At 72.2% G+C, this 21,054-nt stretch carries 20 protein-coding genes and 1 riboswitch; of the genes, 16 read left to right on the top strand and 4 right to left on the bottom strand.

The genetic code is table 11. From position 1 onward, the window contains the following. Nucleotides 1-39 precede the first annotated feature (39 nt). The 4 genes from ACFYQQ_RS36770 (at nt 40) to ACFYQQ_RS36755 (ending at nt 4,911) form a co-directional block, all read left to right on the top strand. Nucleotides 40-1,542, top strand: a complete 1,503-nt coding sequence (locus ACFYQQ_RS36770) for an amino acid permease (protein ID WP_355791044.1) — start codon at nt 40-42, stop codon at nt 1,540-1,542. Nucleotides 1,543-1,552: 10 nt separating this feature from the next. Then, on the top strand, nt 1,553-2,005 hold the full coding sequence (locus ACFYQQ_RS36765) for an Lrp/AsnC family transcriptional regulator (protein WP_037621108.1): 453 nt from the start codon (nt 1,553-1,555) through the stop codon (nt 2,003-2,005). A gap of 355 nt (nt 2,006-2,360) precedes the next feature. Further along, the gene (locus ACFYQQ_RS36760) at nt 2,361-3,146 is read left to right on the top strand and encodes a carbon-nitrogen hydrolase family protein (protein WP_355791276.1); all 786 of its coding nucleotides are present in this window, start codon (nt 2,361-2,363) and stop codon (nt 3,144-3,146) included. A 55-nt stretch (nt 3,147-3,201) separates the two neighbouring features. Next, nucleotides 3,202-4,911: an NAD(P)/FAD-dependent oxidoreductase gene (locus tag ACFYQQ_RS36755; RefSeq protein ID WP_355791273.1), complete on the top strand. Its 1,710-nt coding sequence runs from the start codon at nt 3,202-3,204 to the stop codon at nt 4,909-4,911. A 63-nt stretch (nt 4,912-4,974) separates the two neighbouring features. Here ACFYQQ_RS36755 and ACFYQQ_RS36750 read toward each other — a convergent pair whose 3' ends face one another. Beyond that, a complete protein-coding gene (locus ACFYQQ_RS36750; RefSeq protein ID WP_355791270.1) occupies nt 4,975-5,649 on the bottom strand; it encodes a DUF5995 family protein in 675 nt (224 codons plus the stop codon). Nucleotides 5,650-5,813: 164 nt separating this feature from the next. Beyond that, nucleotides 5,814-7,235 carry a solute carrier family 23 protein gene (locus tag ACFYQQ_RS36745; protein WP_355794696.1) on the bottom strand — a complete coding sequence of 474 codons (1,422 nt, stop codon included), beginning with the start codon at nt 7,233-7,235 and terminating at the stop codon, nt 5,814-5,816. A gap of 121 nt (nt 7,236-7,356) precedes the next feature. On the opposite strand from ACFYQQ_RS36745, the gene ACFYQQ_RS36740 reads away from it, so the two are divergent. Further along, complete coding sequence (locus tag ACFYQQ_RS36740) at nt 7,357-8,622, top strand: alginate lyase family protein (RefSeq protein ID WP_356242182.1); 1,266 nt, start codon at nt 7,357-7,359, stop codon at nt 8,620-8,622. Between the two features lie 88 nt (nt 8,623-8,710). After that, nucleotides 8,711-9,172 (top strand): hotdog domain-containing protein, encoded by a 462-nt coding sequence (locus ACFYQQ_RS36735; RefSeq protein WP_355794926.1) that lies wholly within the window; start codon nt 8,711-8,713, stop codon nt 9,170-9,172. Here ACFYQQ_RS36735 and ACFYQQ_RS36730 read toward each other — a convergent pair. Continuing rightward, nucleotides 9,132-10,343, bottom strand: coding sequence for an MFS transporter (locus tag ACFYQQ_RS36730; RefSeq protein WP_388906876.1), 1,212 nt, complete (start codon nt 10,341-10,343; stop codon nt 9,132-9,134). The genes ACFYQQ_RS36735 and ACFYQQ_RS36730 overlap by 41 nt on opposite strands. Nucleotides 10,344-10,474: 131 nt before the next feature. On the opposite strand from ACFYQQ_RS36730, the gene ACFYQQ_RS36725 reads away from it, so the two are divergent. Continuing rightward, nucleotides 10,475-11,686, top strand: a complete 1,212-nt coding sequence (locus ACFYQQ_RS36725) for an ROK family transcriptional regulator (protein ID WP_356166471.1) — start codon at nt 10,475-10,477, stop codon at nt 11,684-11,686. A 458-nt stretch (nt 11,687-12,144) separates the two neighbouring features. On the opposite strand, the gene ACFYQQ_RS36720 is transcribed toward ACFYQQ_RS36725, so the two are convergent. Beyond that, nucleotides 12,145-12,879, bottom strand: coding sequence for an NAD(P)H-binding protein (locus tag ACFYQQ_RS36720; protein WP_355790221.1), 735 nt, complete (start codon nt 12,877-12,879; stop codon nt 12,145-12,147). Nucleotides 12,880-13,291: 412 nt separating this feature from the next. Further along, nucleotides 13,292-13,422, top strand: a riboswitch (FMN riboswitch). A 151-nt stretch (nt 13,423-13,573) separates the two neighbouring features. On the opposite strand from ACFYQQ_RS36720, the gene ACFYQQ_RS36715 reads away from it, so the two are divergent. The 9 genes from ACFYQQ_RS36715 to ACFYQQ_RS36675 all read left to right on the top strand — a co-directional run bounded on the left by ACFYQQ_RS36715 (nt 13,574) and on the right by ACFYQQ_RS36675 (nt 21,026). Further along, nucleotides 13,574-14,209, top strand: a complete 636-nt coding sequence (locus tag ACFYQQ_RS36715) for a riboflavin synthase (protein ID WP_355790218.1) — start codon at nt 13,574-13,576, stop codon at nt 14,207-14,209. After that, on the top strand, nt 14,206-14,850 hold the full coding sequence (locus ACFYQQ_RS36710) for a nicotinamide mononucleotide transporter family protein (RefSeq protein WP_356166465.1): 645 nt from the start codon (nt 14,206-14,208) through the stop codon (nt 14,848-14,850). The genes ACFYQQ_RS36715 and ACFYQQ_RS36710 overlap by 4 nt, the downstream gene beginning before the upstream one ends. Next, nucleotides 14,847-16,136 carry a bifunctional 3,4-dihydroxy-2-butanone-4-phosphate synthase/GTP cyclohydrolase II gene (locus tag ACFYQQ_RS36705; protein ID WP_355791315.1) on the top strand — a complete coding sequence of 430 codons (1,290 nt, stop codon included), beginning with the start codon at nt 14,847-14,849 and terminating at the stop codon, nt 16,134-16,136. The genes ACFYQQ_RS36710 and ACFYQQ_RS36705 overlap by 4 nt, the downstream gene beginning before the upstream one ends. A gap of 57 nt (nt 16,137-16,193) precedes the next feature. Next, nucleotides 16,194-16,679, top strand: coding sequence for a 6,7-dimethyl-8-ribityllumazine synthase (gene ribH / locus ACFYQQ_RS36700; protein WP_055517738.1), 486 nt, complete (start codon nt 16,194-16,196; stop codon nt 16,677-16,679). Nucleotides 16,680-16,713: 34 nt separating this feature from the next. Then, complete coding sequence (locus tag ACFYQQ_RS36695; protein ID WP_119106228.1) at nt 16,714-16,986, top strand: phosphoribosyl-ATP diphosphatase; 273 nt, start codon at nt 16,714-16,716, stop codon at nt 16,984-16,986. 51 nt (nt 16,987-17,037) lie between these two features. Continuing rightward, the gene (hisG, locus tag ACFYQQ_RS36690) at nt 17,038-17,895 is read left to right on the top strand and encodes an ATP phosphoribosyltransferase (RefSeq protein WP_355791320.1); all 858 of its coding nucleotides are present in this window, start codon (nt 17,038-17,040) and stop codon (nt 17,893-17,895) included. A gap of 21 nt (nt 17,896-17,916) precedes the next feature. Continuing rightward, nucleotides 17,917-18,372: a PH domain-containing protein gene (locus tag ACFYQQ_RS36685; protein WP_355791323.1), complete on the top strand. Its 456-nt coding sequence runs from the start codon at nt 17,917-17,919 to the stop codon at nt 18,370-18,372. A gap of 234 nt (nt 18,373-18,606) precedes the next feature. Beyond that, a complete protein-coding gene (locus ACFYQQ_RS36680; protein ID WP_356166459.1) occupies nt 18,607-19,941 on the top strand; it encodes a hemolysin family protein in 1,335 nt (444 codons plus the stop codon). Beyond that, nucleotides 19,938-21,026 (top strand): hemolysin family protein, encoded by a 1,089-nt coding sequence (locus tag ACFYQQ_RS36675; protein ID WP_355784821.1) that lies wholly within the window; start codon nt 19,938-19,940, stop codon nt 21,024-21,026. The genes ACFYQQ_RS36680 and ACFYQQ_RS36675 overlap by 4 nt, the downstream gene beginning before the upstream one ends. Nucleotides 21,027-21,054 lie beyond the last annotated feature (28 nt).

Raw genomic sequence — 21,054 nt, 5'->3', positions numbered from 1 at the left:
GTCCCAGCCCGCCCGACCGGCAGCGATGAAGGAGCCAGCGTGCTCGACCAAGGCGCACCCCCGCAGTCCCGGACCCCCTCCGGCCCACCGTCCCCCGGACTCGGCGCCCGCCTCATGCGGCGCAAGCCGGTGGAACGCCTGGTCGCCGAGGGCGGCCAGGGAGAGGGCGGCACCCTGCGCCGCTCCCTCGGCCTCTGGCAGCTGACCATGATCAGCATCGGTGCCACCCTCGGCACCGGCATCTTCGTCGTCCTCGGCGAGGCCGTCCCCAAGGCCGGTCCCGCGGTCACGCTGTCCTTCGTGATTGCCGGACTCACGGCCCTGTTCTCGGCGCTCTCCTACGCCGAGCTGGCGGGCACCATCCCGGTCTCCGGGTCCTCGTACTCGTATGCGTACGCAACGATGGGCGAGCTGATCGCCTGGATCTGCGGCTGGTGTCTCGTCCTGGAGTACGGCGTCTCGGTCGCGGCCGTCGCCGTCGGCTGGGGCGAGTACCTGAACGAACTGCTCGACGGCACGGTCGGCGTCACCATCCCGGACGCCCTCTCCGCGCCGCCCGGCGACGGCGGCGTCTTCAACCTGCCCGCGCTCATCGTCGTCCTGCTGGCGATGGCCTTCCTGCTGGGCGGTGCCAAGGAGTCGGCCCGCGCCAACACGATCATGGTGGTCGTGAAGATCGCCGCGCTGCTGATGTTCTGCGCGATCGGCGTCCAGGGCTTCCGGTCCGGCAACTACGAGCACTTCATGCCGCTCGGCATGGCGGGCGTCAGCGCCGCCGGAGCCACGCTCTTCTTCTCTTACATCGGCTTCGACGCCGCCTCCACCGCGGGCGAGGAGGCGAAGAACGCCCAGCGCGACCTGCCGCGCGCGATCATGCTCTCGCTCGTCATCGTGACGGCGCTGTACGTCGTCGTCGCGGCCGTCGCGGTCGGCGCCATGCCCTGGCAGGGGTTCGGCGACTCGGAGGCCGCGCTGTCCGGGATCATGAAGGACGTCACCGGGCAGACCGTCTGGGGCACCCTGCTCGCTGCCGGCGCCGTCATCGCCATCGCCAGCGTGGTCCTCACCGTCCTCTACGGCCAGACCCGCATCCTCTTCGCCATGTCGCGCGACGGGCTCGTGCCCAAGGTCTTCTCCCGCGTCCACCCGAGGACCGGCGCGCCCCGCGCCAACACGGTGATCGTCTCGCTGTTCTGCGGTGTCCTCGCCGCCGCGATCCCGCTCGGTCAGCTCGCCGACGCCACCAGCATCGGCACGCTCTTCGCCTTCGCGCTGGTCAACATCGCGGTCGTGGTGCTGCGCCGCACCCGCCCGGAGATGGACCGCACGTTCCGGGTGCCGCTGTCGCCGCTGCTGCCCGTGCTCGGCTTCGCGTTCTGCGTCTGGATGATGTGCAGCCTCTCGGCCGTCACCTGGGTGGTCTTCGGGGTCTGGATGGCCGTCGGGCTCGTGTTCTACTTCAGTTACGGCCACCGGCGCTCGAAGCTGGCCTCCCCCGGCTCCCCGGCCATCGCTGACACCGCAGCCATCCCAGAGAAGTGAACCACCCGCCTTGCTGAACGATCTCGACGAACGCATCGTGCACGCCCTCGCCGAGGACGCCCGCCGCTCCTACGCCGACATCGGGCAACTGGTCGGCCTGTCCGCCCCCGCCGTGAAGCGGCGCGTGGACCGGCTGCGGGCCACCGGGGCGATCACCGGGTTCACCGTCCGGGTCGACCCGGCGGCGCTCGGCTGGGAGACCGAGGGGTTCGTCGAGATCTACTGCCGGCGCAACACCTCGCCGGAGACCATCCAGCGGGGCCTGGAGCGCTACCAAGAGGTCGTGGCCGCCTCCACCGTCACCGGGGAGGCGGACGCGGTCGTCCAGGTCTTCGCCTCGGACATGCGGCACTTCGAGCGGGTCCTTGAGCGGATCGCGGGCGAGTCCTTCGTGGAGCGGACCAAGTCCGTGCTCGTCCTGTCACCGCTGCTGAGGCGCTTCTCGTCGGGCTCGCCGACCTAGGACGGGGGCCGACGGGTCACGGGGGCGGGACTGAGCCGGGTGCCACCTGGGCCGCGTCCGGTCGGTCGCCGGGACGCTAGTGCGCCGGTCGCGTACGGGCCGGTACCGGAGTGCGGTCCGGCCCGTCGCAGGCCCCCCGGGGACCCTCCGCGGACACGCCCCCGGCGAAGACGACGGCCCGCGCCCCGAGGCGCGCAACGAATCGCCGTCGGACCCCGCCCGTACGCAACGAATCGTTCACCGGCGCGCAACGGCTGCTCCTTGTCCCGCCGAGCCCGGCGACCGTACCGTCTATCGGGGCGACCTCGCTGGTCGCCCGCCCCCCGAACCCCCTCCGTCCCGGTGAGGAACACGCATGCGCACAGCCCTGCTCCAGAGCTCCGGCCGCCCCGGCTCCGTCGACGAGAACATCAAGGTTCTCGACGACGCCGCGGGCCGTGCCGCCGCCGCGGGCGCCGGGCTGCTCGTCGCACCGGAGATGTTCCTGACCGGCTACGCGATCGGCGACGACATCGCCCGCCTCGCCGAGCCCGCCGACGGCGCCTCCGCCGACGCGATCACCGCGATCGCCGCCCGGCACGGCGTCGCCGTCGCCTACGGCTATCCCGAGCGCGACGGCGAGCGGGTCTACAACTCCGTCCAGCTGGTCACCGCCGACGGCCCCCTGGCGAACTACCGCAAGACCCACCTCTTCGGCTGCTTCGAGCGCGACCACTTCACCCCGGGCGACCAGCCCCCGGTCCAGGCCGACCTCGGCGGACTGCGGGTCGGCCTCATGATCTGCTACGACGTCGAGTTCCCGGAGAACGTCCGGGCGCACGCCCTGGCCGGCACCGACCTCCTCCTGGTGCCGACCGCGCAGATGCACCCCTTCCAGTTCGTCGCCGAGTCCGTCGTCCCCGTGCGGGCCTTCGAGAACCAGATGTACGTCGCCTACGTCAACCGCGCGGGCCGGGAAGGGGAGTTCGAGTTCGTCGGGCTGTCCGTGCTGGCCGGCCCCGACGGAGTCGCCCGTACCCGGGCGGGCCGCGGCGAGGAACTGGTCGTCGCCGACGCCGACCCCGTCCTCCTCGCGGCCTCACGCGAGGCGAACCCGTACCTGAAGGACCGCCGCCCCGGCCTCTACGGGTCGCTCGTCTGAGTCCTGCCGCCGCCCTCTCCCCGCACCCAGCTTTCCCGCAAGGAGTCCGTACCCCATGACGTCCACGGTGCCCACCGCCGTCCCCCACGCCGACGCGCAGCAGCCGCCGATCACCATGTTCGGCCCGGACTTCCCGTACGCGTACGACGACTTCCTCGCGCACCCCGCGGGCCTCGGCCAGATACCCGCCACCGAGCACGGCACCGAGGTCGCGGTCATCGGCGGCGGCCTCTCCGGCATCGTGGCCGCGTACGAGCTGATGAAGATGGGCCTCAAGCCCGTCGTGTACGAGGCCGACCAGATCGGCGGCCGGCTGCGCACCGTCGGCTTCGAGGGCTGCGACCCCTCCCTCACGGCCGAGATGGGCGCCATGCGCTTCCCGCCGTCCTCCACCGCCCTCCAGCACTACATCGACCTGGTGGGCCTGGAGACCCGGCCGTTCCCGAACCCGCTGGCCGAGTCCACGCCGTCGACCGTGGTCGACCTCAAGGGCGAGTCGCACTACGCCGAGACGGTCGAGGACCTGCCCGAGGTGTACCGCCAGGTCGCCGCCGCGTGGAACGCCTGCCTGGAGGACGGCGCCGACTTCTCCGACATGAACCAGGCCATGCGCGAGCGCGACGTCCCGCGCATCCGCGAGATCTGGTCCAAGCTCGTCGAGAAGCTCGACAACCAGACCTTCTACGGCTTCCTCTGCGACTCCGACGCCTTCAAGTCCTTCCGGCACCGCGAGATCTTCGGCCAGGTCGGCTTCGGGACCGGCGGCTGGGACACCGACTTCCCGAACTCCATCCTGGAGATCCTGCGCGTCGTCTACACCGAGGCCGACGACCACCACCGCGGCATCGTCGGGGGCTCCCAGCAGCTGCCGCTGCGCCTGTGGGAGCGCGAGCCGGAGAAGATCGTGCACTGGGCGTACGGCACCTCGCTCGCGACGCTGCACGGCGGTGACCCGCGCCCGGCCGTGACCCGGCTCGGCCGCACCGCTGGCAACCGGATCACCGTCACGGACGCCAAGGGCGACATCCGCACGTACCGGGCGGCGATCTTCACCGCCCAGTCCTGGATGCTGCTCTCGAAGATCGCCTGCGACGACTCGCTCTTCCCGATCGACCACTGGACGGCGATCGAGCGCACGCACTACATGGAGTCGAGCAAGCTCTTCGTGCCGGTCGACCGGCCGTTCTGGCTGGACAAGGCCGTCGACGACAACGGAGATCCGACTGGCCGCGACGTCATGTCGATGACGCTCACCGACCGGATGACGCGCGGCACGTACCTCCTGGACGACGGCCCCGACAAGCCGGCGGTCATCTGCCTGTCGTACACCTGGTGCGACGACAGCCTGAAGTGGCTGCCGCTGTCCGCGAACGAGCGGATGGAGGTCATGCTCAAGTCTCTCGGCGAGATCTACCCGAAGGTCGACATCCGGAAGCACATCATCGGCAACCCGGTGACCGTGTCCTGGGAGAACGAGCCTTACTTCATGGGCGCGTTCAAGGCCAACCTGCCGGGCCACTACCGCTACCAGCGGCGCCTGTTCACCCACTTCATGCAGGACCGGCTGCCCGAGGACAAGCGCGGGATCTTCCTCGCGGGCGACGACATCTCCTGGACGGCCGGCTGGGCCGAGGGCGCCGTGCAGACCGCGCTGAACGCGGTCTGGGGCGTGATGCGCCAGCTGGGCGGCGCCACCGACCCGACCAACCCGGGCCCCGGCGACGTCTACGACGAGATCGCGCCCGTGGAACTGCCCGAGGACTGACCGCACAGGGGCGGGGAGCCGGCCGGTTCCCCGCCCCCGGTACGGGGCCCGGCCGGGCGGGCTTCAGTCCGGCAGTGGCGTGAGCAGCATGCGGCCCGTCAGGCCCACCGCCGCGTCGAGCCGCCGGCCGAACTCCTCGGCCAGGTCCGGGAGTCCGCGCAGGGCCCACAGGGCGCGGGCCGCCGACCACGTGGCGTCGCGGGCCCGCTCCAGGCTCCAGGAGCCGAGCAGATGCGTGAGCGGGTCGGCGATCTGCAGCAGGTCGGGGCCCGGCATCAGCTCCTCGCGAATCCGCTCCTCCAGCGAGACGAGGAGATCACCCACGCGCTCGAACTCGTCCTCCAGATCGGCCGGTTCGCAGCCGAGGCCACGGCAGGTGTCCACCACCGCGAACGCCAGGTCGTGCCCGATGTGCGCGTTGATGCCCGCCAGCGCGAACTGCAGCGGCCGTACGCCGGGATGGCGGCGGAACTGGAACAGCGGCCGCCAGCAGGCGGGCCGGTGCTCCTCCTCGGCCACCGCCAGGTAGCGCTGCGCGAACCGCACGTCGAGAGCGGTCGCGGCCTCGGCGTCGGGGAAGTGCCCGGTGCCCAGGCGCCGGGCCACCTCCTCGGTGACGGCGAGGTAGACGCGGTTGAAGACGGCGACGCCGTCCCGCTCCGGCAGGTCCGCGTCGAGGGCGCGCATACGGAGGACGACCGCGTCGACAGGTCCGGTGAACACTTCCAACTGCGCCATGGGGGCAGGGTGCCAGTCCCGGCCCGGCGGCGGGGCCGCCGGGCCGGACGCTTCCCCAGAACGGGGGAACGGCGCCCACCGGGGGAGTGGGCGAAGCGTCCCGCCTCAGCCGTGCGTGCCCGGCGCCGCGGCGGCACTTCGGGGACCTTCCGGGCCGCGCAGGCCTAGGAGTCGGCGTGCCGCTTCCTGGCGGGCTCCGGTTCCGCCGTTGCGTCCGCGGCGTCGTAGGACGAGGTGCCGGAGTCGAGCAGCGGCTCCTGCGTCCTGAGGTGGGCCGGGGCCATGGCCCGCAGGGCGTGGTAGCCGGTGATCACGACGAGGGTGCCGAGCGCGATGCCGCTCAGCGAGAAGGTGTCGGTGAAGGTCATGGTGACGTCGCCGACGCCGATGATGATGCCCGCGGCGGCCGGCACCAGGTTCAGCGGGTTGCGCAGATCGACACCCGCGTTCAGCCAGATCTGCGCGCCGAGCAGGCCGATCATGCCGTACAGGATCACGGTGATGCCGCCGAGGACGCCACCCGGGATCGCGGCGACGACCGCGCCGAACTTGGGGCACAGGCCGAAGAGGAGCGCGAAACCGGCGGCGGCCCAGTAGGCGGCCGTCGAGTAGACGCGGGTCGCGGCCATCACGCCGATGTTCTCGGAGTACGTGGTGTTGGGCGGGCCGCCGACGGCCGTGGAGAGCACGGAGGCGACGCCGTCCGCGGAGATCGCGGTGCCCAGCTTGTCGTCCAGCGGGTCGCCGGTCATCTCGCCGACGGCCTTCACGTGCCCGGCGTTCTCGGCGACCAGCGCGATCACCACCGGCAGCGCGACGAGGATCGCCGACCACTGGAAGCTCGGCCCGTGGAAGGAGGGCAGGCCGATCCAGTCCGCGGAGCCGACCCCGGAGAGGTCGAGCCGCCAATGGTCGGTGAGCTTGCCGCTCGCGTCCACGGAGTGGATCCGCCCGAAGACCCGGTCGAAGACCCACGAGATCGCGTAGCCGAAGACCAGGCCCAGGAAGATCGCCACGCGGGACCAGAATCCACGCAGGCACACCACGGCCAGACCCGTGAACAGCATGACGAGGAGCGCCGTCCACTGGTCCTGCGGCCAGTAGGTGGTGGCCGTCACGGGCGCGAGATTGAAGCCGATCAGCATGACGACCGCGCCGGTGACGATCGGCGGCATGGCCGCGTGGATGATCCGCGCCCCGAACCGCTGCACGGCCAGCCCCACGAGGAACAGCGCGACGCCCACCACGAGGACCGCGCCGGTCACCGTGGCGCTCGTGCCGCCCTGGGCGCGGATCACCGCGGCGACGCCCACGAAGGACAGGGAGCAGCCGAGGTAGCTGGGCACCCGGCCGCGGGTCGCGAGCAGGAAGATGACGGTCGCGACGCCGGACATCATGATCGCGAGGTTGGGGTCGAGGCCCATCAGCACGGGTGCCACGAAGGACGCCCCGAACATCGCCACCACGTGCTGGGCGCCGAGCCCGAACGTGCGGGGCCACGACAGGCGTTCGTCGGGGCGGACCACCGCTCCGGGTGCGGGCGTACGCCCGTCACCGTGCAGCTTCCAGCGCACGCCGAGATCCATGGTGAGGCTTCGCTTTCTTCGTACGTGAATGTGTCCGGACCATTGTCATGGCTGTGCGGGGGTCCTACGCTCACCCAATCCCACTCGTGAACTGCGTTCATATATCTGATCGGAGTGCTCGATGCGTGCACGATCGCGCCTGGGCGTCGTCCTGGTGGCCGTGGCCGCCCTCGCCGCCGGCGTCACCCCCTCCGCCACGGCCCACCCGGCGCCCCGGGTCCCGGGGACCGTCGTCCTGGACGGTGCCGGACTCCAGCGGGCCAAGGCCCGGCTGGACCGCGGCGATCCCCGGCTCGTGCGCGCGCTGCGGAGCCTTACGGCCCGCGCCGACGGCTGGCTGGACCAGGGTCCCTGGACGGTCGTCGACAAACCCCGCCCGGCGCCCGGCGGCGACGTGCACGACTACCTGAGCCAGGCCCCGTACTGGTGGCCCTCGCAGCCCAGGACCGCGGACAACCCCTGGGGCTGCCCCTACGTCCAGCGGGACGGGCAGCGCAATCCCGAGGTCGACACCGGCACCGACCGGCAGGACGCGGAGAAGGTCTTCGACTCCGCCTACGACCTGTCCCTGGCCTGGTACTACACGGGACAGCGGCGGTACGCCGAGAAGGCGGCCTCGGTGCTGCGGACCTGGTTCCTCGCCCCCGACACCCGGATGAACCCGAACCTGGACCACGGGCAGTTCATCCCCTGCCGGTACGACGGCCGGGCCATCGGCATCATCGACTTCTCGCAGTCGTACACCAGCGTGCTCGACGCCGTCGCGATCCTGGACACGGGCGCCCCCGGCTGGACGAAGGGCGACCGGTCCGCGATGCGCGACTGGAACACCGGGTTCCGCGACTGGCTGACCGACAGCGCCTTCGGCAAGGAGGAGGGCGCGGCGAAGAACAACCACGGCACGTTCTACGACCTGCTGCTCGCCGCCCTCGCCAGTGCGACCGGCGACCGGGACCTCGCCCGGCGGACCGTCCTGGACGCCCGGTCCGCGCGCATCGACCCGCAGATCGCCGCCGACGGCAGCCAGCCGCAGGAGCTCGCCCGCACCCGCAGCTGGCACTATTCGACCTTCGACCTGGTCGCCTACACCCGGCTCGCGGCCGTCGGCCGGCACGTCGGCGTGAACCTCTGGGCGTACGAAGGGCCGGACGGGCAGAGCCTGTTCAAGGCGGTCGACTTCCTGCTGCCCGCCGCGACGGGGGCGCGGCCTTGGCCGTACCCGGAGCTGGAGTTCCACCGCTTCGCCGCGAGCGACGTCGTGCACGCGGCCGCCGACGCGGGGGACCGGGCCGCCCGCGCGGCGCTGCCACGGCTGGAGACACCGCCCGGCGGAGACCTCTGGGAGCTGCGGCCCGCCGCGGAGCAGCTGGACTCGATAGCGGGCTGACCTGCACCGCCCCGTCGGGGGCTGCTGAGCGGTTGCTTAGTATGGGGCGGTTCCACCGTTCCGTCCGGCACCCTCAGGAGCCCCGCCCGTGACCGTCGAAGCACCGCCCGCCGTACCCGCCCCGACCCACGGCCGGCTCGTCCCCGTCACCGTCCACTTCGACGACCTGGACGCGCTCGGACTGCTCCACAACGCCCGCTATCCCGTCCTGGTCGAGCGCGCCTGGACCGCCTTCTGGCACGAGCGCGGCTTCGGTTTCGAGGGCGACTGGGAGGCGGCGGGTGACTTCTGCAATGCGGTCAGGGAACTGCGCATCAGCTACGAGGCCCCGGTGGACCGGCCCGGCGAGTACGCCGTCCACCTCTGGCTGGAGCGACTCGGGAACACCGGACTGACGTACGGCTTCCGCTTCTGCTCGGCCGACGGCGCCGTGACCTACGCGCAGGGCATCCGGGTGCTCGTCCGGCTCGACGCCGGCACGCTGCGCCCGACGCCGTGGACCGCGCGGTTCAGGACCGTGGGCCGGGAACTGCTGCGCTCGGGGGACTGACCTGCGCGCGGTTGCGGTCTCCGGCGCGCAGGACGCCCGCGAAGACGGCGAGGCCGCAGGCCAGCACGGTCACCAGGCCGAACGACACCATCAGGCTGGTCGCCTGCGCCAGCGTGCCGATCGCGCTGGGCGCCACCAGCCCGGAGGTGTAGGTGATGGTGGCGACGCCCGCGATGGCCAGGCTGGGGTTGGGGCCGCTGCGGCCCGCCGCGGCGAACGCCAGCGGCACGACGACCGCGATGCCGAGGCCCATCAGGGCGAAGCCGGCCATCGCGGCGGCCGGATTCCCCGCGAACACCACCAGCAGACCGCCGAGCGTGGCGAGGACGCCCCCGACGCGCACGGTGCGCACCGCCCCAAAGCGGTCCACGACCTTGTCGCCGGCGAGCCGCGCGATCGCCATGGTGAGCGTGAAGCCGGTCGTGGAGGCCGCCGCGAGCCCCGCCGAGGTGTCCAGCTGATCCCGCAGATAGACCGCCGACCAGTCCAGGCTCGCGCCCTCGGCGAACACCGCGCAGAACCCGACCGCGCCGATGAGCAGCGCCGACTTGGGCGGCAGCGCGAACCGCGGCGGCGGCTCCTCGTCCTCCGTGGGCTTGAGGTCGAGCACCCATCGGCAGGCGACCAGGCCGAGCACGGTCAGCACCGCCGACGCCAGCACGTGGTGCAGGCGCGCGTCCGAGCCGAGGTGCGCGGCGAGGGTGCCGGCCGCCGAACCGGCCAGGGCGCCCGCGCTCCACATGCCGTGCAGCCCGGACATGATCGACCGGTCGAGGCGGTTCTCGACCTCGACCCCGAGCGCGTTCATGGCCACGTCCGCCATCCCCGCCGTGGCCCCGTACGTGAAGAGCGCGAGGCACAGCGTGAGCAGGTTCGGCGCGAGGGCCGGCAGGACCAGTGAGAGCGTCCACAGGGCGAGCAGCCCGCGCAGGGCCGTGCGGGCGCCGAAGGTGTGCGTGATCCAGCCCGCGAGCGGCATGGCCACGGACGCCCCGATCGCCGGGAACGCGAGCGCGATGCCGAGCTGGCCCGCACCGATGCCGGCGTGGTCCTGGATCCACGGCACGCGCGTGGCGAAGGAGCCGGTGACCGCGCCGTGCACCGCGAACACGGCGGCCACGGCGTACCGCGCCCGCCTCAACTCGCGCTTGTCGTAGATCACTTCGCTCATGCTGTCGCTGCCCCTCCCGGACGTCCTCCCGTGCTGCCGACGTAAACTATCAGGAACCCTGCCTGATAAATAGACGATGCAGAGCCGGTGGCCCGGGGCCGCGGGCCCTCCGCATCTGGAAGGATCCCGGCATGCCCGCATCTCCGAGCACCGCCCGGGCCATCAACGACCGGCTCGCCCTGCGGCTCCTGCAGCAGGAGGGCCCCCTGACGGCCGGCCGGTTGAAGCAGCTCACGGGACTGAGCCGGCCCACCGTCGCCGACCTCGTCGAACGCCTCACCGCCGCCGGTCTGATCGCGGTCGTGGGGGAGTCCGGGGAACAGCGCCGCGGCCCGAACGCCCGGGTGTACGGCATCGTCGCCGACCGGGCGCAGCTCGCCGCCCTCGACGTCAGGACCGAGGGGGTCACGGTCGTCGTCGCCGACCTGCTCGGCACCGAGCTCGGGCGGGCGTCGCTCCCGATCGCTGGCGACGCGGGGACGGGCGCCGCCGTGGAGCAGGCCGTCTCCCTGGTGGAACGTACGGCCAAGGAGGCCGGCGCGGAACGGCTGCACACGGTCGGCATCGGCGCCCCCGGCCTGATCGATCCGGCCTCCGGTGAACTGCGCGACTCCTCGGGCCTGCCCGAGTGGCACCGGCGGCTGATCGCGGCCCTCCAGGAACGCCTGCCGGCCCGGGTCCTGGTGGAGAACGAGACCAACCTCGCGGCCCTCGCCGAGCAGCGCGACGGGGTGGCCCGCGACCGCGAGACCTTCGTACTGCTCTGGCTCGGCCACGGCACCGGTGCCGCCGTCGTGCTCGACGGCGCCCTCCGCCGCGGGGCCTCCGGCGGCACGGGCGAGATCGGTTTCCTGCCGGTGCCGGGCACCACGACCCTGCCCTCGGCGACCGACTGCGAGGGCGGCTTCCACTCCCTCGCCGGGTCCGCCGCCATCGCCGCCCTCGCGGCCGAGCACGGCGTCACCGCGGACGCGCCGCCGCACGAGCCGCACGCCGCGGCGCTGGTGCGGCGGGCGGTGGCGACCCCCGGTGACCCGGGAGCCGACCGGTTCCTCGACGTCCTCGCCGACCGCGTCGCCATCGGCGCCGCGTCCGTCATCGCCGTGCTGGACCCCGGCTGCGTGGTCCTCGGCGGCGAGACCGGGCAGGCGGGCGGGCAGGCGCTGGCCGCGCGGGTGTCGCGGCGGCTCGTGCGTATGTCGCCGTTGCCGACGGAGGTCCGGGCGAGCTCCCTCGGCGGAGCGGCCGTCCTGCGCGGCGCGCTCCTGACGGCCCGCGACGGCGCCCAGGACGCGCTGTTCCCGCCGGGGGGCCGGCCGACGCCGTTCCCGGGCTCGCACTGACGCGGTCGTTTCCCGACTCGCGCTGACGGGCCGGGCCCCCGGGGGCTCGGCCTGACGCGCGGGTTCCGGGCTCGCTGACGGGCTGGGGTCCCGGCCTCGGGCTGACGGGCCGGGTCCCCGGCCTCGGGCTGACGCACCGGGTTCCGGGCTTCTGGCGTGCTGGGTTCCGGGGCTCGGGCTGACGCACAGGGTTCCGGGCTTCTGACTTGCTGGGCCCCCGGCCTCGGGCTGACGCGCCGGGTCCCCTAGCCCGGGCTGACGCGCCGGGTCCCCTGGCCCGGGCTGACGCGTTGAGTTCCCGGGCTGGCGTGGCGGGCCTGGTTGCCCGAGCTCGCGCCGACGCATCGGCGCCCGCCTCGCACCGCTATGCCGGTCCCCGAGCTCCGTACGGGGACCCTCGGCAGGGAAGGCGGCGTACGGGCGAACCCCGGGGGTCGGCGAGGGGCGGGCCGGACCGCTCAGAAGCGGCGCGCCAGGTACTCCTCGAAGGTGCCCTTCCCGACCGCGTGTTCCGGGGTCAGGTGGCCCCCGGCCCGCATGCCCCGGTACGCCTTGCCCGCGAGCCGCACCCCCACCATCGGGCGCCGCTTCCCGGTGGCCCGCAGGTACGCCCGCGCCAGCGAGGGGAACGTCCGGACCTCGGGCCCGCCCATGTCCTCGACGCGCCCCGCCGGAGCCCCGACCGCCAGTTCGACCAGCCGGTCGGCGACCTCGGAGACCTCGACGGGCTGGTCGCTCACCCCGGCCGGAAGCAGCAGCACCGGCACCTTGGACAGCCCGTCGAGCAGTCGTACCACCAGGTCGTGGAACTGGGTCGCGCGCAGGATCGTCCAGCCGAGCCCCGACTCCTCGACGAGCTTCTCGACGGCGAGCTTGGACCGGTAGTAGCCGAGCGGCACCGCGTCCACCCCGACGATCGAGATGTAGAGCAGATGCGGCACACCCGCCTTCCGGGCCGCCGCGACGAGGTGCGCGGCCGCCTGCTCGTCACCGCGCGGGGCACTCGCGCAGTGCACGATCGTGTCCACACCGGCGACGGCCGCGTCCAGGCCGGGCCCGCCGGCGCGCAGGTCGACGGCGTACGGCTGCGCGTGCCTGCTGAGGACCCGCACCTCGTGGCCGCCCGCCCGCAGCCGCTCGGTGACGAGCCGGCCGAGGGTTCCGGTGCCGCCGGTCACCAGGACTGTGCTCATGTCGTTCAGCCTTCCGGACGCCGGGCGTCCCCGACTGGAACGCCCTCGCACCGACAGGACGGGAAAGCGGCCGTGAAATGTGACATCCCCGGCCGGGCCCGCCGGTCCGGCGTCCCGGTCGCTTCCCGGGCCGCCCTCTCCATGGTGGGACCCGGCGGCGGGCAAGGGCCTTTCGTCACCGCCGCCGGGCCGTTCGGGGGCCGGGCTCAACGAGGCCGTGATCGCCGACCCTAAGAGGACTAGACCAGAGCGTCAATAGGTATGGACCAAACGCGGAACCCGTCACCCGTAACGGAGTTGACCTGGCCCGAGCCGCGCGCAGAAGTCCATGGAAACGTCCTGTGAGCCACCACACAGGGGTTCACCCGCATGGGTGCGGATCAGTCGTGGCACACTGGCCCTGTACCAGAAGCAGCGCACTCCGGGGTCGGTGTAATTCCGAACCGGCGGTTACAGTCCGCGACCCGGCCGCATCCAGTGGCCGGTTGACCAGGTGAAATTCCTGGACCGACGGTGAAAGTCCGGATGGGAGGCAGTGCGCGGCGGGCGGGCATCATGCACGCCGCCGTAGTAGGTCCGTTCCCTCGTGGACGGACTTCCGTCCGGCGTCGCCCCTGATGTCGTCGTCCGTTGATTCTGTCGTCATCGACAGGCCCCGGAGTCCGTGCCCCAAGAGGCAGGGAGGACCCGGGAAGTGTTCACCGGAATCGTCGAAGAGCTGGGCGAGGTAACCGCCGTCGAGAACCTCGGCGACGCCTCCCGCTTCAGGCTCCGCGGACCCGTCGTGACTCAGGACGCCCAGCACGGCGACTCCATCGCGGTGAACGGCGTCTGTCTGACCGTCGTGGACCACGAGGGCGGCGAGTTCACCGCCGACGTGATGGCGGAGACCCTGGACCGCTCCGGTCTCGGCGCCCTGTCCGTCGGATCGCGTGTCAACCTCGAACGCCCCACCGCCGTCGGCGCCCGTCTCGGCGGCCACATCGTGCAGGGCCACGTCGACGGCACCGGCACGGTCCTGGAGCGCCGGCCCTCCGAGAACTGGGAGATCGTGAAGATCTCCCTGCCCGCGGGCCTCTCCCGGTACGTGGTCGAGAAGGGCTCCATCACGGTCGACGGCATCAGCCTCACCGTGGTCGAGGCGGGCCCCGCCCACTTCACCGTCAGCCTCATCCCCACCACCCTCGCGCTGACCACGCTCGGCCTCAAGCAGGCCGGCGACCCGGTCAACCTCGAGGTCGACATCATCGCCAAGTACGTCGAGCGGCTGCTCGGCGCGCGGGCGGAGCAGCCGGCCGGGCTGCCCGGCCTCCCCGGGGTGACGTCGTGAACTGGCTGAACTCCGAGGCGTTCACGCTGTTCGACCAGCACATCAAGTGGTCCGACATGATCGGCAACACGATCGGTCTGATCGCCCTCGCCCTCGGCTGGCGGCGCTCCATATGGACCTGGCCCGTGCAGTTCCTGTCCGGCGTCATCCTGTTCGCCGCCTTCGCCACGGCCCACTTCACCGGCAGCGCCGGCAAGCAGGTCGTGGTCATGGTGGTCGCCCTCTGGGGCTGGTGGCAGTGGAACCGCGGCCGGGGACAGGCGCAGGACGGCTCCGTCGCCATCCGCTTCGCCACCTGGCGCGAACGCGCCTGCCTGGTCGGCGCCGCAGCGGCCGGCACCCTCGCGGTCGGCGGCCTCTTCACGGCCTACCCCACGCTCTCGTGGGACCCCTGGCCGGACGCGTACATCTTCGTCGGCACCGTCGTCGCCATGTACGCCCAGGCGCGCGGCATGGTCGAGTTCTGGTTCGCCTGGCTGCTCGTCGACCTGGTTGGCGTCCCCCTCAACTTCGCCAACGGCTTCGCCTTCTCCGGTTTCGTCTACGTCGTCTACGGCGCGCTCGTCCTGTGGGGCATGCGCGACTGGTGGCTGCGCTCCCGCCGGGATGCGCGGCCCACTCTGGAAGGAGCCCCGGCATGACCACGGCGCCCGTCTGGTACAGCACCGACAACATCGAGGACTTCGCGCTCGACCCGGTCGAGCGGGCCATCGCCGACATCGCGGCCGGCCGCCCGGTCGTGGTCGTCGACGACGAGGACCGCGAGAACGAGGGCGACCTCGTCATCGCGGCCGAGATGGCGACCCCCGAGATCGTCGCCTTCATGATGAGCGAGTGCCGCGGTCTGATCTGCGCGCCCATGGAGGGCGACGAACTCGACCGCCTCCAGCTCCCGCAGATGGTGGACGACAACACCGAGTCGATGAAGACGGCCTTCACCGTCTCCGTCGACGCGAGCGGCGCGCACGGCGTGACCACCGGCATCTCCGCGGCCGACCGCGCCACCACCCTGCGGCTGCTCGCGGACGGCGGCTCCGAGGCGGGCGACTTCGTGCGCCCCGGCCACATCTTCCCGCTGCGCGCCAGGCCCGGCGGCGTCCTGGTCCGCAACGGCCACACCGAGGCCGCCGTCGACCTCGCCCGCCTCGCCGGGCTGCGCCCCGCGGGAGCGATCGTCGAGATCGCCGGCGAGGACGGCCACATGCTGCGGCTGCCCGAGCTGATCCCCTTCGCCCGCAAGCACGGCCTGACGATCATCTCCATCGAGGACCTGATCGCCTACCGCCGCACCGCCGAGCCGACCGTGCGCCGCGAGGCCGAGGTCCAGCTGCCCACCGCCTTCGGCGAGTTCACGGCGTTCGGCTACCGCTCCACGGTGGACGGCGTCGAGCACGTCGCCCTGGTCCACGGCGACATCGGCGAGGGCGAGGACGTCCTCGTCCGCATCCACTCCGAGTGCCTCACCGGCGACGTCTTCCACTCGCTGCGCTGCGACTGCGGCCCCCAGCTGGAGGCGTCCCTGCTCAACATCCAGGCCGAGGGCCGCGGAGTCGTCGTCTACCTGCGCGGACACGAGGGGCGCGGCATCGGACTGCTCTCCAAGCTGCGCGCCTACGAACTCCAGGAGCGCGGCCGTGACACCCTCGACGCCAACCTGGAACTGGGGCTGCCCGCGGACGCCCGCGACTACGGCGCCGGCGCGCAGATCCTCCAGGACCTCGGCGTCCGCAGCCTGCGCCTGATGACCAACAACCCGGAGAAGACCGAGGCGCTCGTGCGGCACGGCCTGAAGGTCAACCGCCGGGAGCCGATGCCCGTCCAGGCGGGCGAACACAATCTCCGCTACCTGCGCACCAAGCGGGACCGGATGGGGCACGACCTGCCCTGGCTGGACACGACCGCCGTGTCCGCCTGCAACAACCAGTAGCAGCACCGAACAGCACGAACAGCACGAGCAGTACGAGAAAGAACGCTGAGGAGAGACGTGAGCGGCAAGGGTGCACCTGAACTGTCCGTACGCAACTGCGGCGACCTGCGCGTCGCGGTCATCGCGGCACAGTGGCACGAAAAGGTGATGGACGGCCTCGTGGACGGCGCCCTGCGGGCCCTGCACGAACTGGGGATCGACGAGCCGACCCTGCTCCGGGTCCCGGGCAGCTTCGAGCTCCCGGTCGTCGCGAAGGTCCTCGCGGGCCGCGGCTACGACGCGATCGTCGCGCTCGGTGTCGTCATCCGCGGCGGGACCCCGCACTTCGAGTACGTGTGCCAGGGCGTCACCCAGGGACTGACCCAGGTCTCCATCGACACCGGCGTCCCCGTCGGCTTCGGCGTACTGACCTGCGACACGGAGGAGCAGGCGCTCGACCGTGCGGGCATCGAGGGCTCCCACGAGGACAAGGGCCACGAGGCGGTGACGGCCGCCGTGGCGACCGCGGCCACACTGCGCTCGGTATCCGAACCCTGGCGCTGAGGCACCGGCGCTTGCGCGTAGGGTAGGCAGCACCATGTCCAAGAAGACTTTCGAGGAGCTCTTCACCGAGCTCCAGCACAAGGCCGCCAGCGGCGACCCCGCCACCTCCCGCACCGCCGAACTGGTCGGGAAGGGGGTCCATGCCATCGGCAAGAAGGTCGTCGAAGAGGCCGCCGAAGTGTGGATGGCCGCGGAGTACGAGGGCAAGGAGGCAGCCGCCGAGGAGATCTCGCAGCTGCTCTACCACGTCCAGGTGATGATGGTCGCCCGCGGCATCTCCCTCGACGACGTCTACGCCCACCTCTGAGCCGTCCCTCCCGCTCCCGCACCGTACGAACGAACAAAGGAAGCCGACCTCATGCTGCGCATCGCCGTCCCCAACAAGGGTTCCCTGTCAGGCCCTGCGGCGGAGATGCTGCATGAGGCCGGCTACCAGCAGCGCCGGGAGTCCAAGGAGCTGCGCATCGTCGACCCGGTCAACGAGGTCGAGTTCTTCTACCTCCGCCCCCGCGACATCGCGATCTACGTGTCCTCCGGGCGGCTCGACATCGGCATCACCGGCCGCGACCTGCTCATCGACTCCGGGGCCAACGCCGAGGAGATCCTCCCGCTCGGCTTCGCCCGCTCCACCTTCCGCTTCGCCACCAAGCCGGGCACGGCCGGGACGGTCGAGGACCTCACCGGCATGACCGTCGCCACCTCCTACGAGGGCATCGTCGACAAGTACCTCGCCGACAAGGGCGTCGACGCCTCCGTCGTGCACCTCGACGGAGCCGTCGAGACCGCCATCGAACTCGGCGTCGCCGAGGTCATCGCGGACGTCGTCGAGACCGGCACCTCGCTGCGCAACGCGGGCCTGGAGGTCTTCGGCGAGCCCATCATGAAGTCCGAGGCCGTCGTCGTCCGGCGGGTCGGCGCGGACGTGGACGAGGCCACCGAGCCGAAGGTCCAGCAGTTCCTGCGCCGCCTCCAGGGCGTCCTGGTCGCCCGGACGTACGTGATGATGGACTACGACTGCCGCGCCGAGCACCTGGAGCGGGCCGTCGCGCTCACCCCCGGCCTGGAGTCGCCGACCATCTCCCCGCTGCACAACGAGGGCTGGGTCGCCGTCCGCGCGATGGTCCCCGCCAAGGAGGCCCAGCGGATCATGGACGACCTGTACGAGCTCGGCGCCCGCGCCATCCTGACCACCGCCATCCACGCCTGCCGGCTCTGACCGGGAGACGGAACCACACCCATGGCGCAACTGCCCGTGCTCCCTGTCACCTTCCGGCCCTCGCGCACCCGGGCCGTCCTGCTCACCGCGGGCGTCGCGATCTTCGTGGTCATCACCACCGTCGCGATGCTCCTGGAGCAGCTCAGCCCGGGGGAGCGCCTGAGCTTCGTCTTCACCGCGGCGCTGCTGTGCGCGGTCCTCTTCCTGCTCGCCCGGCCCAAGGTCGTCGCCGACGACGCCGGGGTGACCGTCGTCAACATCGTCGGCAGGCGGCGCCTCGCATGGCCGGAGATCCTCCAGGTCAACCTGCGTCCCGGCGATCCCTGGGTGTTCCTGGACCTCAGCGACGGCACGAGCATGCCCGCCCTCGGCATCCAGCCCGGCATCGCCAAGCAGCGGGCCATCGAGGACGCCCGCGCCCTGCGCGCCCTCGCCGAGGCCCACGCGGTCCACGACCCCGGGCAGTCCGAGGGGTAGACCGAGAGCGGTCTCACAGACAATCGGGGCGGGCTCGGGGGATTCTCCCCTGACGTTCCGGCCCGTGTCTTGATTAATCTGGTGACGGAGGCGTTTTCGTTGCGCCTCCGCCCCTGTGGCTCCGACCGGTGCCCGGGGGCTCCTGCTACCCGAGGAGTGACTCCCTCCAGCGATGGACGGATCGTCCTGTAGTACCTGCGCCGCCCCCTCCCGACACAGCGAGGCGGCGGCATCATGACCATCCCCCTGCTGCTCCTCGGGGCGGCGTTCCTGTTGATCCTCGCCAACGGCTTCTTCGTGGCGGCCGAGTTCGGCCTCGTCACGGTGGACCGCCCCGACGCCGAGCGCGCCGCGGCCGACGGCGACCGCCGCGCCCGTACGGTCGTGAACGCGCTCAAGGAGCTGTCCTTCCAGCTCTCCGGCACCCAGCTCGGCATCACCATCACCTCGCTGGTCGTCGGCATGCTCGCCGAACCGGCGCTCGCCGAACTGCTGCACGGACCCTTCACCGCGATCGGCGTCCCCGAGGGCGCCGTCTCCGGCGTCGCCGTGGTCGTCGGCATGCTGCTCGCCTCGGCGGTGCAGATGGTGATCGGCGAACTCGTCCCGAAGAACTGGGCGGTGTCCCGTCCGCTCCAGGTCGCGCGTTTCGTCGCGGGCCCGCAGCACGCCTTCTCCAGCCTGTTCCGCCCGGTGATCGCCGCGCTGAACACCGTGGCCAACCGGCTGGTACGCGCCCTCGGCGTCGAACCCGCCGACGAGCTGGCCTCCGCCCGCACCCCCGGTGAGCTCGTCTCGCTGGCCCGGCACTCGGCCCAGGCCGGCGCGCTGGAACAGGACACGGCCGACCTCTTCGTGCGGACCCTGTCCCTGGGCGAGCTGACCGCGCAGCACGTCATGACCCCGCGCGTGAAGGTCAGCGCGCTCCAGTCCTCGGCGACCGCCGAGGACGTCGTCAACCTCACCCGGGCCACCGGCCTCTCGCGGTTCCCCGTCTACCGGGAGCGGATCGACGAGATCGTCGGCATGGTCCATCTCAAGGACGCCCTCGCGGTGCCCTCGCACGACCGGCTGCGCACCCCCGTCGGCCGGATCGCCCAGGCACCGCTGCTCGTCCCGGAGACCCTGCCCGTGCAGCCGCTCCTGGAGCAGCTGCGCAGCCAGCAGCCGATCGCCGTCGTCGTCGACGAGTACGGCGGCACGGCGGGTGTGGTCACCCTGGAGGACATCGTCGAGGAACTCGTCGGCGAGGTCCGCGACGAGCACGACGCCAAGGACGTGCCGGAACTCGCGGCGGCGCCGCCGGAGGACGGACGGCCCGCGTGGGACGCCGACGGCAGCTGCCGGGTCGACGTCCTCCAGCGCATAGGCCTGGACGTGCCCGAAGGCCCGTACGAGACCGTCGCCGGCCTCGTCGCCGACCTGCTCGGCCGCATCCCGGCCCCCGGTGACAAGGCGGAACTCCCGGGCTGGCGCCTGTCGGTACGCCAGGTCGGCCACTACCGCGCCGAGCGTGTCCGGCTGGTCAGGACCGCGGACGCCCCGGCTGTCGCGGAGGCGGTCCGATGACCCTGCTCCAACTCCTGTTCGCCGCCCTGCTCGTGCTCGCCAACGGCTTCTTCGTCGGCGCCGAGTTCGCGCTCGTCTCCGTACGGCGCAGCCAGATCGAACCGCTCGGGACCGCCCGGGCACGCCAGGTGCTGTACGGCCTGGAGCGGCTTCCGCAGATGATGGCGGCCGCCCAGTTCGGCATCACCGTCTGCTCCCTCACCCTCGGCGCGGTCGCCGAGCCCACCGTCGCCCACCTCCTGGAGCCCGGCTTCGAGGCGGCCGGGCTGCCCGAGGGGATGATCCACCCCCTCGGCTACGTCATCGCGCTCGCCCTCGTCGTCTTCTTCCACCTCGTCATCGGCGAGATGGTCCCGAAGAACCTGGCGATGGCGGCGCCCGAGAAGACCGCGCTGTGGCTCAGCCCGGGGCTGGTCGCCTTCGCGCGCCTGTGCCGTCCGGTCACCGTGGCCCTCGGTGCCTGCGCGCGCCTGATCCTGCGGCTGTTCCGCGTCGAGCCCAAGGACGAGGTCGAGGCCGTCTTCACCAGCGAGCAGCTCAACCGCCTGGTGGAGGACTCGGGTCAGGCCGGGCTCCTCGACCCCGAGGAGCAGGAGCGCCTGGAGGACGCGCTGGAGCTGGGCTCCCGCCCGGTCACGGACGTCCTCCTCGGCCGGGCCTCCCTGGTGACCGTGGGTCCCTCGGTCACCCCCGGCCAGGTCGTCGCGCTCACCGCCCGCACCGGCTACTCCCGTTTCCCGGTGGCCGCGGAGAACGGCGCCTTCATGGGCTACCTGCACGTGAAGGACGTACTCGACCTGGAGGAGTCCCAGCGGGCGGTGCCGCAGCACGTCTGGCGGCCCATGACGACCCTGCGGGCCGAACTCCCGCTGGACGACGCCCTGACGGTGATGCGGCGCGCCGCGACCCACCTCGCCCAGGTCGCCGACGCGTCCGGGAAGGTGCTCGGCCTGGTCGCCCTGGAGGACGTCCTGGAGCTCCTGGTCGGCGAGGTCCGCGACCCGGCGCACCGCGAGGCGCCGCAGCCGGTGCGTGTCTCGGAGCCGCGCGTGAGCGCGGCCCAGGAGCAGGCGCTGGCCGGCTGACCCGCTCGAACCGGAGGGCCGCGAGAGC

Origin of the sequence: Streptomyces sp. NPDC005496 (assembly GCF_042872045.1) — a bacterium.
In the GTDB taxonomy this organism is placed as follows: Bacteria; Actinomycetota; Actinomycetes; order Streptomycetales; family Streptomycetaceae; genus Streptomyces.
The sequence above is the reverse complement of the archived record's forward strand: the minus strand, read 5'-3'. Positions and strand labels throughout refer to the sequence as shown.

Excerpts from the sequence above, each read along its gene's own strand:
- ACFYQQ_RS36760 (WP_355791276.1), top strand. The coding sequence starts at position 2,361 with ATGCGCACAGCCCTGCTCCAGAGCTCCGGCCGCCCCGGCTCCGTCGAC.
- ACFYQQ_RS36755 (WP_355791273.1), top strand. The coding sequence starts at position 3,202 with ATGACGTCCACGGTGCCCACCGCCGTCCCCCACGCCGACGCGCAGCAG.
- ACFYQQ_RS36750 (WP_355791270.1), bottom strand. The coding sequence starts at position 5,649 with ATGGCGCAGTTGGAAGTGTTCACCGGACCTGTCGACGCGGTCGTCCTC.
- ACFYQQ_RS36745 (WP_355794696.1), bottom strand. The coding sequence starts at position 7,235 with ATGGATCTCGGCGTGCGCTGGAAGCTGCACGGTGACGGGCGTACGCCC.
- ACFYQQ_RS36740 (WP_356242182.1), top strand. The coding sequence starts at position 7,357 with ATGCGTGCACGATCGCGCCTGGGCGTCGTCCTGGTGGCCGTGGCCGCC.
- ACFYQQ_RS36730 (WP_388906876.1), bottom strand. The coding sequence starts at position 10,343 with ATGAGCGAAGTGATCTACGACAAGCGCGAGTTGAGGCGGGCGCGGTAC.
- ACFYQQ_RS36725 (WP_356166471.1), top strand. The coding sequence starts at position 10,475 with ATGCCCGCATCTCCGAGCACCGCCCGGGCCATCAACGACCGGCTCGCC.
- ACFYQQ_RS36720 (WP_355790221.1), bottom strand. The coding sequence starts at position 12,879 with ATGAGCACAGTCCTGGTGACCGGCGGCACCGGAACCCTCGGCCGGCTC.
- ACFYQQ_RS36705 (WP_355791315.1), top strand. The coding sequence starts at position 14,847 with ATGACCACGGCGCCCGTCTGGTACAGCACCGACAACATCGAGGACTTC.
- ACFYQQ_RS36695 (WP_119106228.1), top strand. The coding sequence starts at position 16,714 with ATGTCCAAGAAGACTTTCGAGGAGCTCTTCACCGAGCTCCAGCACAAG.
- hisG (WP_355791320.1), top strand. The coding sequence starts at position 17,038 with ATGCTGCGCATCGCCGTCCCCAACAAGGGTTCCCTGTCAGGCCCTGCG.
- ACFYQQ_RS36685 (WP_355791323.1), top strand. The coding sequence starts at position 17,917 with ATGGCGCAACTGCCCGTGCTCCCTGTCACCTTCCGGCCCTCGCGCACC.
- ACFYQQ_RS36680 (WP_356166459.1), top strand. The coding sequence starts at position 18,607 with ATGACCATCCCCCTGCTGCTCCTCGGGGCGGCGTTCCTGTTGATCCTC.
- ACFYQQ_RS36675 (WP_355784821.1), top strand. The coding sequence starts at position 19,938 with ATGACCCTGCTCCAACTCCTGTTCGCCGCCCTGCTCGTGCTCGCCAAC.